Origin of the sequence: Providencia xihuensis (assembly GCF_041953405.1) — a bacterium.
Classification (GTDB): Bacteria; Pseudomonadota; Gammaproteobacteria; order Enterobacterales; family Enterobacteriaceae; genus Providencia; species Providencia vermicola.
In genome coordinates this window covers 2,848,460-2,864,538 of sequence record NZ_CP169565.1, presented here as the reverse complement: position 1 = coordinate 2,864,538, position 16,079 = coordinate 2,848,460, and the positions used below count along the sequence as shown (strand labels likewise).

The window sequence follows — 16,079 nt, the reverse complement described above, 5'->3', positions numbered from 1 at the left end:
GGTATGACATATTCCATGAATATAATTAAAATATGGAATAATATCCTTAACATTAGAGAAACAACTGATTAATTAGTGGTCGATAATAATATTGGTATTTTGTAACAAATTGAAGTTAATCACGATAATAATTCATTGATGTAGTAATTAATACTGGCTAATTCTATAGTTTTGGTGCATAAATAACGTATATGGCTTAATTGATTATCTAGTTCTTGGCGGGATATCTACCGGTTAATGTTGAATAAATAATCAAATATGCTTTAACTCATTGAATTTTATGTTTGAGATCTAAAAACAATTCTACACACGTTTTTTGTTTGTTTTGAGGTCAGGGAATGACGCTCTTCTAATTTGTAGTGAGCCCTTCCAACGTTAATTCTTGAGATCATAACAATGCGAGAGCGCAACGAGCGCTCCGTGGTTTTTTTGCATATGTACAGGTTGTACTAGAGGTAACTTGTGTCCACAACAAATAATAAAGAGGAAGTCAGTCTTAACGCGTTTAAGCAACCTCGCTCGTTCTATCTCATCTTTTCTATCGAACTCTGGGAACGTTTTGGTTACTACGGTTTACAAGGTATCCTGCCTATATACCTGAGCCAAGTTCTCGGCATGTCAGAAACCGAATCCATCACCTTATTCTCTGCATTTGCAGCATTAGTTTATGGCTTTGTTGCAATAGGTGGTTGGTTAGGGGATAAAATCTTAGGCACAAAACGCGTTATCGTTTTAGGGACACTGACCTTAATTGCAGGGTATGCATTTGTCGCTTTCTCAGGGCATGATGTGTCAATGGTGTATGTAGGGCTTGCAACTATAGCAGTGGGTAATGGTTTATTTAAGGCAAATCCGTCTTCTTTATTATCAACCTGTTATGAAAAAGATGACCCACGTTTGGACGGCGCGTTTACCATGTATTACATGTCCGTAAACATCGGTTCATTCTTCTCTATGATTGCAACGCCTTGGTTAGCCAAACACTACGGTTGGGACGTTGCGTTCTCTCTGAGTGTCGTTGGTCTTATCATTACATTGATTAACTTCTATATGTGCAAGAAATGGGTTTCTCAGCATGGTTCGAAACCTGACTTTGCGCCAGTAGTGATTTCTCGCTTAGTGGCAACTGTGATTGGTGTAGTGGCATTAATTGCCATTTCTACATGGTTGCTGCATAACTTAGGTGTTGCACGTACAGCTTTAGCAATCATTTCTTTAGGGATTTTAGTTATCTTCATTAAAGAAACGCTCGCTTTAAAAGGTACTGCGCGTCGCCGGATGATTGTTGCATTAATTCTGATGTTAGAAGCAATAGTTTTCTTCGTTTTATATAGTCAAATGCCGACCTCATTAAACTTCTTTGCATTGCATAATGTTGAGCACGAAGTTTTCGGTTTTTCAATTGAACCTGCACAGTACCAAGCATTGAACCCATTATGGATTATGATTGGGAGCCCAATTTTAGCGGCAATTTATAACAAAATGGGTGATAATTTGCCGATGCCTCATAAATTTGCGATTGGGATGGTTCTGTGTTCTGCGGCATTCTTAGTACTGCCACTAGGTGCTAAATTTGCTAACGAAGCGGGTATTGTGTCTGTCCAATGGCTGGTGATTTGTTACGGTTTCCAAAGTATTGGTGAGCTGATGATTTCTGGTTTGGGCTTAGCGATGGTCGCTCAATTAGTACCACAGCGTTTAATGGGCTTCATTATGGGTGCTTGGTTCTTAACGAACTCTGCGGCTGCCTTTATTGCAGGGTATGTTGCCTCGATGGCCGCAGCGCCAGAAGGCGAACTGACCAGTAAAGTCGAATCATTAGCTGTATACAGTGATGTATTCTTGAAGATAGGCTTAGTGACTGGGGCGATTGCGATTATTATGGTGTTAACCGCACCAATGTTAAATCGTATGACGCTAGACCGCGCTGAGTAATCAATTAAAAAAGGGCCTCGAGGCCCTTTTTTAATACCATCAAAAGCTAGTTAAAATAGCGGTTATTGATTATCTTTAACGAACGAGAACGTCCATTAACCAGAAGGGTGTTCGAAATACGACTATAGGCATCTGTTGAAATACCTCCCATTAAAACTGTTGGTGTAATTGCAGTAGCAGCAAAAATGACATCGTCCGTATTAACCATTTGCTCTAACGATAAAATCTCACCAATTTCGATGCCCATTTGTTGGCAACGTATCGCTTCTTGTATGGCGAGCAGTTTATTTTCATCGCTATCACCTTTTGCTTTATCTCGAGCGATCAACCTAGCTTGCATATCGCCACCTAACGCTCGTGCAATTGCTGCGCTGATGATACCTTCTGGTGCTCCACCTGTACCATACATCATATCAATTGGATGTTCTGGAAGTATTGTTAGTAATGAGGCTAAAACATCACCGTCAGGAATGGTAATTACATTAGCGCCAAAATTACGAATGGTTTTGATAATGTGTTCATGGCGCGGTTTATCTAAAACAGCAATGGAAAGATGCGAAATGGGTTTATTCAATGCAGATGAAAGAAACTCAAGGTTTTTTTCAAGCGGGTGGCTTAAATGAACGGCACCTTTTGCCGCCGCTCCAACAACGAGTTTTTCCATATACATATCAGGAGCCTGAAGTAATGAGCCTGTTGGTGCGGCGGCCAGAACAGTAATTGCATTTTGCTCATTACAGGCAACCATTCGGGTGCCATCTATTGGGTCAACCGCAATATCAAGCCCTTCGACACCCGATTTTTTACCCACTTGCTCACCGATATAAAGCATTGGCGCTTCATCAATTTCACCTTCACCAATCACAATTTTTCCATAGAAATCAATTTCATTAAGGCGATTTCTCATGGCTTCAACAGCCGCTTTATCCGCAGCATTTTTATCTTGTTTACCTACCCAGTCGAAGGCTGCAATGGCAGCAACTTCGGTGACGGAAGCGATAGCGGAGGCTAACTCATCACTGATTTTCATTATTTATTAATATCCCAGATGCTTAAAAGAAAAAATACTTAGCGCTATGATACGTTTTTTGTGATCTATCTTGCAAATAATTGCTGATAAAACCAGCTAGGTGGGATGAAAGAGAAAGCAGGCCAAAAGTTGACCTGCTTTAATTCAGGGGGTTACAGCATTTCGACAATGGCAATACCACCAATAATAGAAATCAGAGCGGCGAGGGTACTGAGTAACACTGTCCCTGCGGATGTTTCCGTATAAGCTTGGTTACTAATGGCTAAAGCAGGCACAGCTGTTGCAGTCGGTAATACGCCAATAATAAAGGCTGCTTTTAATAAGTCATCTTGAAGGCCTAATGCAAGACCCGTCCCTAAAATCAAGGCTGCTTGAACAAAGTTTTTAATAAAGACGTTAAAAATAATTTCTTTGCTAATAGTTAACTTAATACCTGAAAGTAACAGACCAAGGAAAAAGAGAGCAACCCCTCCCGCTGTTTTTCCTAGTTCATTGACGGAATTTTGTAAGATTTCAGGTAACTTCACGCCAAAAATAGCCAGTAATGCACCTAGGATTGGCAAAAATACTAAAGGTTGGGCAACCGCTTTACCAATTGATTTTAAAACGCTATGACCTTGTTGAGAGCCACTAATCATCAGTAAGGTGAATGGAATGATGATAACAGTATAAATAAGGTTACCTAATACCATTGCAATCAATCCAGATGATCCGACAGTAGCTAATAAGACAGGTGGCCCACAGTAGGCCATATCAGGGAATGATACCGATAATGCCTGCATGGCAGCATCTTTTTTGTTGTGACGAAAAATAAATTTACCGAAAACAAACCCGATAACATAAGTTGCAATTAATCCGACAGCCAATGCTAATAAGTAATCGATATTGAGCAATACAGATGGTGGTGCTTGAGCGGCTGCAAGAAATAATGCGAATGGTAAGGCAATTTTGACAACAAAGTCAGCAAAAGCCTGCGAATATTCTCTTTTAATAAAACCATATTTCCCAGATAGCCAACCAACAGCTAAACCAAGAACGATTGGACCAAGTGCAGCGAGGATGATATGGAGTAGCATGAAGAATTCTCCTTATACTATTCTTCTTATTTCGACAATCTTTACAAATGTACTAACGATATGTATTTGCCTTTTGGAATAAGCTTTATTTTCAGTCTCTGTTGGTATTTCAATTATTAATTGACATAACAATGATGATGTAAAATTCAAATTGTTGTCATCATTAAATGATAGTGATTACTTGTTTTTTAGGTGTTAATTGATAAGTGTATATATAAATAAATTTAAAAACACTATTTAAATTTATATTTTTAAATTTATTGGAGTAATCATCTTAAATAGACTATCGGGAAATTAAAATAAATTCAAATTATTGCTTATTTTGAATATGACTAAATGATGATTAAGGGTTTTCTTAGTTACATTAGCTTTTAAACCACGTATTAATAATGGTTATCATTTTTGTGTGATAAGAGCGCTTTTACCAAAACTAAAACGAAGTATTTTGTAACAGTTTATTACATTTGGTTGGCAAGAGAATCAATGATATCTACACTAGCGATAATCACAAAACGCCACTTTGCCATATCTAAAACTGTGGATTTTATTATGAGGAAACCTATTTGTGGATACTTGGATACTAGTAGGGTTCATATTAGTGATTCTTGTTATACTAGCGCCGATTTTAGCGATAGTTTCGCTGAGTCGTACTGGGCGAATGCAATATCAAATTTCTGAGTTAAATCAGAAGGTTCGTTCATTAGAAACACAAGTTGCACAGTTTAAAAAATCGCAGAGTATCTTATCAGAATCCCCAATTTCAGAACAAACGCATCAAGAGATTACACAACTCATCCCAGAGCAAACTGATGATATTGAACAATCAATACTACAAAACTCAGTGCCTTCTACAGAAAGCGAACAAGATATAGTCGCTGAAAACTCAGTTGCTTACCAACAGGCAGAACCTAGGGATAATATTGAACGGGTGAAAGACGCGCTTATAACGACGCTACCACCTTCAACGCCTTCAAATAATATTGACGTTGATCCAAACCGGTTTAATAGCAATTTGTCATCTAAGGTAAACCCAAACCGATTTAATAGCACCAAAGAAAATACAACAAAAAATGTACAGGGTTGGGATGCAAATCAAAATATGCCAAGTAATGATAAATCAATATTTGGTCACTTCTTTACTTGGTTATTAAAAGGTAATCCTGTTGCTAAAATTGGGATTTTATTATTATTCCTTGGTGTTGCTTACTTATTAAACTACAGCGTACAAAACGAAATTATTTCTGTACAAATGCGTTTAGTATTCAGCGCGGTAGGGTGTTTAATACTATTAGGTGTGGGCTGGTGGTTACGTAATAAAAAAACACTTTTTGGTTTAATTTTACAAGGCGGGGGAATTGGTTGTTTATATATTACTATTTTCGCTGCTTTTAAGTTATACACCATGTTGCCATATGGAATGGCCTTTGCATTTATGTTGTTAATTTGTGCCGCCAGTATCGCTCTTGCATTATTACAACGTACTATTAGTTTAGCTGTTTTAGCGTCATTAGGTGGCTATTTAGCTCCTATCCTATTATCTACAGGTGGTGGCAGCCACATCGTGCTCTTCTCATACTATCTGATGTTATCAACAGGTATTTTAATTATTAGTGTGTGGCAAGCATGGCGACCATTGAACCTCGTTGGACTGGTTATGACCTATGGGGTGGCGCTTTTATGGGGGCTAGATAATTATCAATCTGACTATTATCTATCTTGCCAATTATTTATTATCGCTAACCTGATCATTTTTAATGCATTAACACAACTCTTTTCATTACGCTTCGAACACACTAAACAACTTCTTGTTGATAATACTTTATTATTTGTACCACCTTTCATTAGTATTGTGTTGCAATTCTTTATTTCTGAAGGCGTAGGATTATTACCTGCATTTATCTCGCTATTGATTGGCTTATTGTACCTCGTGGCAGGGTTACAAGTTCATAAACGTTATAAAGAAATTGGCAAAAACATGGCGCTAGGCAATATTATCATTGGTGCTGGGTTCGTCACCCTTGCCATACCATTAGCGCTGACATTTGAGTGGACTTCTATTATCTGGTCATTGGAAGGGTTATTACTTCTGTGGTTTGGCTTACAGCAAAACCAAAGGAAATTAGCTGCGGTAGGGTCATTACTGATTTTAGTAAGTGTAGTGACTTTATTAAGTGATTATCCATTCTTATATTGGAGTCGTAGCAGCACTTATATGGTGCCAGTATTACTTGTTGCTTGCTTTGGTGCGGGTGGTTTATTCCACATTCGCCGAAATGAAGATAGTAATTATTCATTATTTAGCTATGGTTTTTTAGTGATGGGAATAGTGGCATGGTATTGCTGGTTGCCAATGTTCACTAATATACTTTCCTGGAGCCGTGAATCTGAATCCTTTATTATGCTGGTCTTAGTCGTGATATCGGTATGGTTCTGGCGGTTATTTGCGATTCGTATTAATTGGGTTCCTTTACTTCTTTGCCAATCTTTCTTATGGATTGCGGGTTATTACTATCTCGGTATCGATTTCTTAAATGATGAAAATCCGATGGGCCGAGGTGAAGGTTCCTTAATTTGGCCAGTCGTATTAGGCAGCTCTATATTATTTGTGATCCACGCTTATAAGCTTCGCAACCCATGGATGCAAAGAGTATTACATGGCGCGAATTTATGGTTAATCCTTGCATTTATTGTAACACAAGTAAATTGGTTCGTTTCTATTCTTCCTTGGGGAATGCAACATGAAATGGGCTATTTTATTTATGTTATGGCGATAACATTAATAATTTTAGTGTTGTATTGGTTGCAGCAAAATAGAATGCCCCCAATGAAACGTAATGGACTGATTTACTGGTATAGTTTGTTGCCCGTTGTTGTTGGGTTAGTTGTCTTATCGGGATATGCTAATTTAGAAGATGGTAAATTAACGTTCTGGAATTACATTCCACTGATAAATCCATTAGATGAAGCAGGGTTGTTTAGCATTGCCGCGATTATTTTAGTGCGTAAAGGCTTTATGCAAAAAATACGTAAAGTCACTGAGATAGACTTCTGGATTTTTCGAGTGTTACTGGTTGCAATCATCGCTCTTGTAGCCTTGTGGTTTAATGGCATCCTCATTCGAGCAACGGCTGACTTTGCAGGGCTTAATTGGCATTATGAAACCTTGTTTGATTCGCGCTTAGTACAAACCGTTCTGTCGATTAGTTGGGCTCTTGCAGCACTAATGTGTGCAGTGATTTCGGCAATCAAGAAAAATCGGATCTGGTGGTTCTTCGGTGCAGGTATTTTTGCTTGTGTTATTGCAAAATTATTCTTAATTGATATTAACGGACAAGGTGGAATTACGCGTGCTGTCTCCTTTATTGGTGTGGCATTGGTAATATTAATTGTGGGGTATTTTTCTCCTTTGCCACCAAAAGAGTCAAAAGGAAAATCCGAACAGGAAACGCAATCATGAGTCTAAGTAAATACAGAGGGCTACTTGCTGTCTTTTCATTATCATTATTATTTTCGAGCCATTTATATGGCGAGGATGTTAAAGATAATTCACCTTATAATTTTTATCAGGGAGCAGAAATAAATATTTCAGACACAAACGAGCCTTTTTATTGGCTTGAGCTGCCTGCGAATGCTTACTTTAATTCTGCCTATCCAAATACATTACAAGATGTTCGTGTCTTTAATGGAATAGGGGATGAAGTTCCATCAGTACTTTTTTATGATGCTGAAAAATCTATTTCTAATGCAAAAGTGTCATTTACGCCTCAACATTTAGTTACGCGTATTGATAATGTAAATACTGATGAAGATATGCGTAAAGATAGGCAATATCTTCTTGTAGAATCTATACCTGGTAAAGTTAATCGCCTTGAGCTACCAAATACACAAGCAAAAGATAAAGCATCTTATCAAGCTTATTTGTTGACTCGAAATGAAGAGCAAGAACAAAATGCAGTGATTAAAACTCTAACACTGGATTGGGCTAAACATGAAAAAGATTGGCAAGCAAAAGCCTTTATTTTTACCAGCAATAATAAAGAAGACTGGGTTAATGTGGCGACAAATCAACCTATTATGAATTTAACGTTGGATGATCAAACTGTTGCAAGTAATCAAATTGAATTATTAAATGGTAATGCTCAAGTCTTGAAAGCACCTTATCTTTTGGCCATTATTGCGAGTTCCCCTGATGTTGTTATCCCTAACTTACTAAAAGTAAGCGCTGATGCGGATGTGTTAAAAGCAACTCGTCGTCAAGAGTCATTCCATTTTGAAATGACCAATGATGGGGTTTCACGGGAACATGTTATTTATCAATTACCCTCAATGCAGCCTTTAGATGAACTGCAAATACAATTACAGCAATCTAATCGTGTTATCCCTTTAAAAGTAGAATACTCATCAGATAGAGGGGAAAGCTGGTTACCACTAACGAATATTGTGGCATATAACCAGCATGCAAACGGTGAAACGGTTAGTAATACAAATATTGTTTTACACGGTGAAATGATCCGCTCATTAAGAGTTTCTGCATTAAAAGGGAGTTGGGAGGATCAACCCCCACGTATTGTGGGTAAACGAGATGCACTCAACTTGATATTTAATGTGCAAGGGGCTGCTCCTTACCTATTAGTGTGGGGAAACAAACAAGCTGTACAAGAAAATTTAACGTATAACCAATTAGTTGGGAAAACTTATACAGTTGCAGAGCTAATGTCGAGTTATCCCGTTACTTATCCCGACGCTGAAATCGTGCCGTTAGGGGGGATTGAGCGACTAACGGCGACCGATCTTGTCGATGAAGGCCCAAATTGGTTAACAATCTCATTATGGATTTTATTATTTATCGGGATTGTTGTTTTACTCTATTTCTGTTGGTATTTGCTCAAGGAAGTGAATTCTGGAAACAAAAATGAGAAAGGTGAATTATAAAACCGTTTCATTATTTGAATAGAAACAGCATAAAAGAGAGCGGATTGCTCTCTTTTTACGTTTCAAATATCTAAATAGTTCATTCAGACAAATATCTACATGATTTTACTGAATCATTAAAACAATTACGTACTCTGTGTTTTTTTTGACAGCCTTTCGCGCTAAAACATATTTTAGTGAAAGGAGAACATGATGAAAAATATTTTATTTACTCGTTTATTTATCGGCATAGCGTTATTTACGGGAGCAACTTTATTTGCCCAAGCCACAGATAATACGTTATTAACTGGGATTACTCCCCATGCAATTACGTATGAGTATGTGCAGTTACATCAAAATCAGCAGAATGAAGGGGATATTGAGTCCGAACGAGAAGCTAAGGAGCTTGAGAGTATTTTACTGCAAGACGCAACCAACGATCGACGTTTTACCGACCGCCAATTTAACCTAAATAAAAAGAAAAGTAAGTTGTAATTTGAGGGAAAATAGCCATTAATAGGTAAGAAACCCATTAATAGGCATAGCAAAGGAAAGTAAGATGCATAAAGGTCAATGTTTATGTGGTGCAGTTAAGGTATCAACGGGTAAAGCAGTTGATAAGCTAAGTGTTTGTCATTGTAGCATGTGCCAAAAATGGAATGGCGGTCCAGGTTTTAGTGTAGATTGCGGTAGCGATTTACACATTGAAGGCCAAGACTCGGTCACTATGTTTGTATCCTCACAGTGGGGGGAGCGCGCATTTTGTAAGCAGTGTGGTACACATCTTTTTTACCATTTAATTAATCCATCAACATATTATGTATCGGCAACCCTGTTTGAAGACAGCAAACAAGCGCAATTGGCGATGCAAATTTATATTGATAGCAAACCAAAATATTATAATTTTGTTGAGCAAACAGCGATGCTGACTGAGCAAGATATATTAAAAATGATGGGAGCCCCTTCAAATTAATTGCTGAATAAAAGGTTATGGTAAGGCGGGAAGCGTGCTCACCTTACCGCAAAACTGCAAATTTCCTTTCTGTTTGTCATGCTAACGACAAAAATTTGATTTACAATTAAGACAATATGCATTGAATAATATGGGTAACAACGCGTAATAGCTGTCATTGTACTCATGTTTTGTATTTCTTTGGGGAATAACAAATGAATAGTATGAAAGGAATGCGTCATGCGAGTAACATTGCATGGGTACTACAATGGATTCTGAATATTGGTTTAATTACCTTAGCCGCTGTTTTGGTGTTTTTTTTAGCAAAAGAAACCTTTACGATGGCATCTTTAATGTTTGGTAGCTCAAAGGGAGCAACAGCTTATGAGCTCTTAGAGGGGATTGTTATTTATTTCCTCTACTTTGAGTTTATTGCATTGATCATTAAATATTTTATGTCAGGTTATCACTTCCCTTTAAGGTATTTTATTTATATTGGCATTACAGCAATCATTCGTTTGATTATTGTCGATCATAGTGACCCAATGACAACGTTATTGCATGCAGGGGCAATTTTAGTACTGGTTGTCGCTCTTTACATCGCGAATACAGAAAAACTAAAACGTGAGTAATAAAATATTTATTCTTTAAATAGTAAAAGGGAGTCTATATCTCCTTTTTATTATTTGAAGGTTTTAATTATTATTAAATGAATTACCTAGTGTTTGTGTAATGATAAAGAGGTTGTATCCCAGCGACTTGCAATATAAAATCCTCATTCATTTCTATTTAATTCATTGATAAATAATATAATATGGGAATAAATATAATAATTATTGATGACAATAATATTACTCTGCATGGATTTGAGTTTATATTTAGTCGTCATTCACGCTGCAAATTGATAGCTTCATTTTCCTCGATTGACCAAGCGGTGGTTTGGAACCGTCATCAAAGAGCCAGTGTTATTTTAATCAGTAGTGACCACTGTCACTTTGATTCCTTAAAAATGATTCAAACATTGCGGCGCACGCAGCCTGATGTGGGAATTATTATTTATAACGTTCGTAGTAATTATTCTTTTTTTCTCAAAGCATTAGATATTGGTATTTTTGGGTTGTTGAGTGTCCACATTACTGAAGACGATCTGATAGAAGCGATAAAGGTGGTCAATGTAAAAAGGCGAATTATTTCTCCTGATATTGCTCAAGATCTCGCTTTGTATCGTGCTGTTCATAATAATCAGCAAGATTTATACGAGCTTTTGTCGGGTCGTGAACTGGAAATAATGTTGATGATAACCCAAGGTGTACCTATTAAGCAGGTTGCACAGACGCTATCCTTGAGTCCTAAAACAGTAAATACTTATCGATATCGAATGTTTGGTAAACTTAATATCTGTAGTGATGTAGAATTAACTCATATAGCCATTAGATATGGTTTAATTACAGTACAGGGTTTATCCGAGTGGCAGAACAGTTCGAATCAAAAGCTTTCTTAAAAACAGTGACAAATCAGCCTGGCGTATATCGAATGTACGATGCGGGCGGAACGGTTATATACGTTGGTAAGGCGAAAGACTTGAAAAAAAGGCTTTCCAGTTACTTTCGTGAAAATGTCAGTAGCCGAAAAACAGAGCAGCTCGTCAAACAAATTGCTGCTATTGATGTCACCGTGACACACACTGAAACTGAAGCATTATTACTTGAACATAATTATATTAAGTTGTACCAGCCCCGTTATAACGTGTTGTTGCGTGATGATAAATCCTATCCATATCTATTTTTAAGTCAGGAAACGCACCCACGGATCTCGATGCACCGCGGTGCTAAACATGCCAAAGGTGAGTATTTTGGCCCATTTCCAAGTTCTTATGCCGTACGTGAAACTCTAACCTTAATGCAGAAACTATTCCCTATACGTCAATGTGAGGATAGTGTTTATAAAAATCGCTCAAGACCTTGTTTACAATACCAAATAGGGCGCTGTTTAGGGCCTTGTGTTAAAGGTCTAGTTTCTGATGAAGACTATGATCAGCAAGTGGAGTATGTGCGGTTATTTTTGACAGGGAAAGACAAGCAAGTATTAACTGGCCTTGTGGAGCGAATGGAGAAGGCTAGCCAAGAGTTGCGCTTTGAAGACGCTGCGCGTTTTCGCGATCAAATTCAAGCTGTACGGACGGTGACTGAAGAGCAATATGTTTCTGGTGAGGGAGATGACCTCGATGTCATCGGAGTCTCTTTTGAATCAGGTCTTGCTTGTGTGCACGTATTGTTTATACGTCAAGGTAAAGTGCTTGGCAGCCGCAGTTATTTCCCTAAAATCCCAGCAGATACCCAACAAGATGAAGTTGTTCAAACTTTTTTGGGGCAATTTTATTTACAGGGTAGCGAAAATCGTACATTACCAGGGGAAATATTGCTGGATTTTGCCCTGACAGAAAAAGAGTTACTTGCTCAGTCATTATCTGAGTTGGCGGGGCGTAAGATTAACATTCAAAGCCAGCCAAGAGGAGCGAGAGCACGCTATTTGAAATTAGCCCGCACGAATGCCTCGATTGCGTTATCCACTAAAATAGCGCAGAACTCGACAGTCCAACAGCGTATGGCTGCGTTAGCGAAGGTGGTTCATTTAGAAAATATATCACGTATGGAGTGCTTTGATATTTCTCATACTATGGGGGAGCAAACAGTCGCTTCTTGCGTTGTTTTTGATAAAACGGGCCCAGTGAAATCAGAATATCGCCGTTATAACATTTCAGGTATCACTCCTGGTGATGATTATGCAGCCATGCACCAAGTATTGACTCGTCGATATGGTAAGCACCTCGATGAAGGAAAAGTGCCTGATATTATCTTTATTGATGGTGGAAAAGGGCAACTAGGGCAAGCTAAGGATGTATTTGACTCTCTTGAGGTTGATTGGGATAAAAATCATCCTTTATTAATTGGCGTGGCAAAGGGCAGTGATCGTAAAGCAGGGCTTGAAACGCTTTTCTTGAAACCTGAAGGCGAAGGTTTTGCCTTACCCCCTGATTCACCTGCATTGCATGTAATACAACATATTCGGGATGAGTCCCATAACCATGCGATTACAGGGCATCGCCAACGCAGAGCAAAAGTAAAAAATACGAGTGCGTTGGAATCGATTGAAGGCGTTGGGCCTAAGCGTCGTCAAATGTTATTAAAATATATGGGGGGATTGCAGCCATTGCGTAATGCCAGCATAGAAGAAATCGCAAAAGTGCCCTCGATCTCATACGCGCTTGCAGAAAAGATTTATAATGCATTGAAACAGTAAGTGTCTTAGGGCAACATATTCATAATATCCAACTTGGTCAAAAAGTTAGTGAGCGTGATGAAATTAAACATACCAACGTGGCTGACATTATTTCGCGTCATCCTAATACCATTTTTTGTCTTGGCATTTTACCTCCCTGTGACTTGGGGGCCGTTCGCCTGTGCGTTGATTTTTGTTGTCGCCGCCGTGACGGATTGGTTTGACGGTTTTTTAGCTCGACTTTGGAAGCAAACCACGAAGTTCGGGGCATTTTTAGACCCTGTTGCGGATAAAGTAATGGTCGCAACCGCGCTTGTTTTAGTCACTGAAAGTTATGATGTCTGGTATGTAACATTACCTGCCGCAACCATGATTGCACGTGAGATTATTATTTCTTCATTACGTGAATGGATGGCGGAGATTGGTAAGCGTAGCAGTGTTGCCGTATCTTGGATTGGTAAATTTAAAACAACGGCACAAATGATGTCACTCGTAGGGCTATTATGGCGCCCGACACCTTTAATTGAAAACCTTTCTATTGCGCTAATGTATGTCGCTGCTATCTTAACATTTTGGTCAATGTTCCAATATTTAAAAGCAGCGTGGGGCGATTTGAGCGAAGCGTGATCGAAATGATTGAAAAAACAGCGAACGATCCAATTATTTCAATAATTGTATTGACTCGATAGGTGAAATCAGTAGAATGCAACGCATCGAACGGCAACATGGTTTATGAAAATAAATAAGTAAATCAGCCAGTTTGATAGCATAAGCTGAAAGTTAAGCTTAACGCGGGAATAGCTCAGTTGGTAGAGCACGACCTTGCCAAGGTCGGGGTCGCGAGTTCGAGTCTCGTTTCCCGCTCCAAATTTCGTAAGAAATTCGGATAAGGCGCGTTAGCAAAGCGGTTATGCACCGGATTGCAAATCCGTGTAGCTCGGTTCGACTCCGGGACGCGCCTCCATAATTTAGCCCAGGTGGTGAAATCGGTAGACACAAGGGATTTAAAATCCCTCGGCCTTTAGGCTGTGCGGGTTCAAGTCCCGCCCTGGGCACCATCTTGAAGTAAGAGGATCATTTGATTCATTTTATTTTAAGTAAATAGGATCTTTATACGAGCGTCTACTCCAGTATATTGATTAACGGGTGAGTTACCTTATCCCTCTCGAAAGAGAAAATACAATTTGGCCCAGGTGGTGAAATCGGTAGACACAAGGGATTTAAAATCCCTCGGCCTTTAGGCTGTGCGGGTTCAAGTCCCGCCCTGGGCACCATCAATCTTAACTTTGTTAAGTTTGACAATTAACCACCAATAGGTGGTTTTTTTGTATCTATTTTTTCTTCCTCCATCATTCAAACGATTGATTTCTAATAAAGCTTCTCCTGTGTAAATTAACACGAAACTCGTGTAAAAATCCGTAAGTCAGACCGTTCTGCCAGGTTTTTATGTCATTATTCAATTTTTAAGAAAGAGACTGGCTATGTCACATATGAAAACAGAAGTTGTGGTTGTGCGTTTAACAAAGCATGAACGCGCTTTATTAGATGCAGTAAAAACAAAACCATTATTAGCGGATTGGCTGAAAGAAATCGCAATGGCCGAAGCGAAAGAACAAGAAAAAAAGGAACGTTAGACTGTGAAGTAAAAACACGTTATTCAGTCAGGTCATTTAATTTGATAAAAGCGATGTTGTTTTTTGATTAATCATCCGTTTTTGATAGTATCCAATTAGATGACTTAATTGGGATGTGTTAAGTAATGATAAAAGGAATTTTAATTACCTTCTTTGTTCTTGTATTAGCAGGTTGTAGCACAAATAAACTGGATGCCCCTTATGGCTTTAAATGGGGGCAAACGCCTGCTGATGTGAAACGGCTGAATTTAGTTGGGTTACAGTGCACTGAGTTTCAAGAAAACGGGGCGTTGTGCTCCACACCAAATACGCCAACCGTAAAAGGACGAATGTTTTTATTGATGTTTTCACGAGAAGAAAACACCTTGATGCTTATTTCTGCTCAAGGAAAAGATAGCCGTGATCAAGCGGTTATCTTAGCAGAGTATGATGAAATTAATCAAAAAATGTATGAAAAATATGGTATTCCAAAGAAAACAATCGAGCGGTATAAACGCGACTCTTTTTTCCTAGATAAAATATCTGATGACGAAACGACGCCATTTAAGCGGGTATATGAGCAAAATGGGATGCAAATAATGGTGGGGATCGTCAGTAATTCACATTTCAAAAAAATCCATAACAAAAAAGATATCATTTATTCAGTCATGACTATCTATAACTTAATTCCAGATAAGCCCCAAGAAATGACGACAAAAAATGAATCTAAGTAAAAATACTTAATTTGATTAAAAATGCGTAATTCTTTCATCTGGTTATAACTAAATCTTAACTAAGAAAATTCCCGTAGATGGAATAAGGGAATGATGATGAACTCGATATCATTATTTTATGAATATTGAGAAAAAACATGAAAAAGACGCTGGCATTGGCACTATTGTTAATGATCATTCCATTATCTTCACAAGCAGGGTCTCATTATTCTCGTTGTGAAAAGAAAATCATAAAGTTGGAAAAACAGCTGCGCCATATATCTCATTATGAAAATAGGCACAAAATTGCCAAAATAAAGCAAAAAATTCATGAGATTGAAGATAAATGTTATGACAGCCGTTCAGGTGCAACACGTATTTATGATAACTATCCACGTGGAAAAACGAGTGAATTAGAAAGGGAATTAGAATCTTTAAGGCGTGTCATTGAAGCATTAAAGGACTTAAAATAGACAAAACTGGTCTGTTCACTATGTTTATTTTCCACCAGTCTTAAGTAAATGGAGAATATCAGGTATATTAGACACTGATTGTTAGCTACCAAGAAAG

At 38.2% G+C, this 16,079-nt stretch carries 14 protein-coding genes and 4 tRNA genes; 16 read left to right on the top strand and 2 right to left on the bottom strand.

What is annotated here, in order from left to right:
* Nucleotides 1-462: 462 nt before the first annotated feature.
* Nucleotides 463-1,935: a dipeptide/tripeptide permease DtpA gene (gene dtpA, locus ACE2AL_RS12955; RefSeq protein WP_206083925.1), complete on the top strand. Its 1,473-nt coding sequence runs from the start codon at nt 463-465 to the stop codon at nt 1,933-1,935.
* Between the two features lie 46 nt (nt 1,936-1,981).
* On the opposite strand, the gene glpX is transcribed toward dtpA, so the two are convergent.
* Together glpX and ACE2AL_RS12945 are read right to left on the bottom strand one after the other, a co-directional pair.
* Nucleotides 1,982-2,965, bottom strand: a complete 984-nt coding sequence (gene glpX, locus ACE2AL_RS12950; RefSeq protein WP_272680813.1) for a class II fructose-bisphosphatase — start codon at nt 2,963-2,965, stop codon at nt 1,982-1,984.
* A 152-nt stretch (nt 2,966-3,117) separates the two neighbouring features.
* Nucleotides 3,118-4,041, bottom strand: a complete 924-nt coding sequence (locus tag ACE2AL_RS12945) for an AEC family transporter (protein WP_206083927.1) — start codon at nt 4,039-4,041, stop codon at nt 3,118-3,120.
* 598 nt (nt 4,042-4,639) lie between these two features.
* Between ACE2AL_RS12945 and ACE2AL_RS12940 the strand changes: the two genes are divergently transcribed.
* The 15 genes from ACE2AL_RS12940 to ACE2AL_RS12870 all read left to right on the top strand — a co-directional run bounded on the left by ACE2AL_RS12940 (nt 4,640) and on the right by ACE2AL_RS12870 (nt 15,982).
* Nucleotides 4,640-7,498 carry a DUF2339 domain-containing protein gene (locus ACE2AL_RS12940; RefSeq protein WP_375083572.1) on the top strand — a complete coding sequence of 953 codons (2,859 nt, stop codon included), beginning with the start codon at nt 4,640-4,642 and terminating at the stop codon, nt 7,496-7,498.
* Nucleotides 7,495-8,973 carry a DUF3999 family protein gene (locus ACE2AL_RS12935; protein WP_375083571.1) on the top strand — a complete coding sequence of 493 codons (1,479 nt, stop codon included), beginning with the start codon at nt 7,495-7,497 and terminating at the stop codon, nt 8,971-8,973. The genes ACE2AL_RS12940 and ACE2AL_RS12935 overlap by 4 nt, the downstream gene beginning before the upstream one ends.
* Before the next feature lie 189 nt (nt 8,974-9,162).
* A complete protein-coding gene (locus tag ACE2AL_RS12930) occupies nt 9,163-9,447 on the top strand; it encodes a hypothetical protein (protein WP_272538644.1) in 285 nt (94 codons plus the stop codon).
* Between the two features lie 64 nt (nt 9,448-9,511).
* Nucleotides 9,512-9,925 carry a GFA family protein gene (locus ACE2AL_RS12925; protein WP_375083570.1) on the top strand — a complete coding sequence of 138 codons (414 nt, stop codon included), beginning with the start codon at nt 9,512-9,514 and terminating at the stop codon, nt 9,923-9,925.
* A gap of 203 nt (nt 9,926-10,128) precedes the next feature.
* Entirely contained in the window at nt 10,129-10,536 is a 408-nt protein-coding gene (psiE, locus tag ACE2AL_RS12920; RefSeq protein WP_206084381.1) for a phosphate-starvation-inducible protein PsiE, read from the top strand.
* Nucleotides 10,537-10,718: 182 nt separating this feature from the next.
* Complete coding sequence (locus ACE2AL_RS12915; RefSeq protein WP_206083932.1) at nt 10,719-11,405, top strand: LuxR C-terminal-related transcriptional regulator; 687 nt, start codon at nt 10,719-10,721, stop codon at nt 11,403-11,405.
* A complete protein-coding gene (uvrC, locus tag ACE2AL_RS12910; protein ID WP_375083569.1) occupies nt 11,372-13,204 on the top strand; it encodes an excinuclease ABC subunit UvrC in 1,833 nt (610 codons plus the stop codon). Before ACE2AL_RS12915 ends, uvrC begins: the two co-directional genes overlap by 34 nt.
* A 57-nt stretch (nt 13,205-13,261) precedes the next feature.
* The gene (pgsA, locus tag ACE2AL_RS12905) at nt 13,262-13,810 is read left to right on the top strand and encodes a CDP-diacylglycerol--glycerol-3-phosphate 3-phosphatidyltransferase (RefSeq protein ID WP_206083934.1); all 549 of its coding nucleotides are present in this window, start codon (nt 13,262-13,264) and stop codon (nt 13,808-13,810) included.
* A gap of 164 nt (nt 13,811-13,974) precedes the next feature.
* A tRNA-Gly gene (locus tag ACE2AL_RS12900) sits at nt 13,975-14,050 on the top strand.
* A 23-nt stretch (nt 14,051-14,073) separates the two neighbouring features.
* A tRNA-Cys gene (locus ACE2AL_RS12895) sits at nt 14,074-14,147 on the top strand.
* Between the two features lie 7 nt (nt 14,148-14,154).
* Nucleotides 14,155-14,241 (top strand) — tRNA-Leu (locus ACE2AL_RS12890).
* 129 nt (nt 14,242-14,370) lie between these two features.
* Nucleotides 14,371-14,457: transfer RNA gene (locus ACE2AL_RS12885), tRNA-Leu, on the top strand.
* A 207-nt stretch (nt 14,458-14,664) separates the two neighbouring features.
* Complete coding sequence (locus tag ACE2AL_RS12880) at nt 14,665-14,817, top strand: MbeCy (protein ID WP_206083935.1); 153 nt, start codon at nt 14,665-14,667, stop codon at nt 14,815-14,817.
* A 125-nt stretch (nt 14,818-14,942) separates the two neighbouring features.
* Nucleotides 14,943-15,530 (top strand): hypothetical protein, encoded by a 588-nt coding sequence (locus tag ACE2AL_RS12875; protein WP_375083568.1) that lies wholly within the window; start codon nt 14,943-14,945, stop codon nt 15,528-15,530.
* A gap of 137 nt (nt 15,531-15,667) precedes the next feature.
* Nucleotides 15,668-15,982 (top strand): DUF1090 family protein, encoded by a 315-nt coding sequence (locus ACE2AL_RS12870; protein ID WP_206083937.1) that lies wholly within the window; start codon nt 15,668-15,670, stop codon nt 15,980-15,982.
* Nucleotides 15,983-16,079: the final 97 nt, after the last annotated feature.

Excerpts from the sequence above, each read along its gene's own strand:
- glpX (WP_272680813.1), bottom strand. The coding sequence starts at position 2,965 with ATGAAAATCAGTGATGAGTTAGCCTCCGCTATCGCTTCCGTCACCGAA.
- ACE2AL_RS12945 (WP_206083927.1), bottom strand. The coding sequence starts at position 4,041 with ATGCTACTCCATATCATCCTCGCTGCACTTGGTCCAATCGTTCTTGGT.
- ACE2AL_RS12935 (WP_375083571.1), top strand. The coding sequence starts at position 7,495 with ATGAGTCTAAGTAAATACAGAGGGCTACTTGCTGTCTTTTCATTATCA.
- ACE2AL_RS12930 (WP_272538644.1), top strand. The coding sequence starts at position 9,163 with ATGATGAAAAATATTTTATTTACTCGTTTATTTATCGGCATAGCGTTA.
- ACE2AL_RS12925 (WP_375083570.1), top strand. The coding sequence starts at position 9,512 with ATGCATAAAGGTCAATGTTTATGTGGTGCAGTTAAGGTATCAACGGGT.
- psiE (WP_206084381.1), top strand. The coding sequence starts at position 10,129 with ATGAAAGGAATGCGTCATGCGAGTAACATTGCATGGGTACTACAATGG.
- ACE2AL_RS12915 (WP_206083932.1), top strand. The coding sequence starts at position 10,719 with ATGGGAATAAATATAATAATTATTGATGACAATAATATTACTCTGCAT.
- pgsA (WP_206083934.1), top strand. The coding sequence starts at position 13,262 with ATGAAATTAAACATACCAACGTGGCTGACATTATTTCGCGTCATCCTA.
- ACE2AL_RS12880 (WP_206083935.1), top strand. The coding sequence starts at position 14,665 with ATGTCACATATGAAAACAGAAGTTGTGGTTGTGCGTTTAACAAAGCAT.
- ACE2AL_RS12875 (WP_375083568.1), top strand. The coding sequence starts at position 14,943 with ATGATAAAAGGAATTTTAATTACCTTCTTTGTTCTTGTATTAGCAGGT.
- ACE2AL_RS12870 (WP_206083937.1), top strand. The coding sequence starts at position 15,668 with ATGAAAAAGACGCTGGCATTGGCACTATTGTTAATGATCATTCCATTA.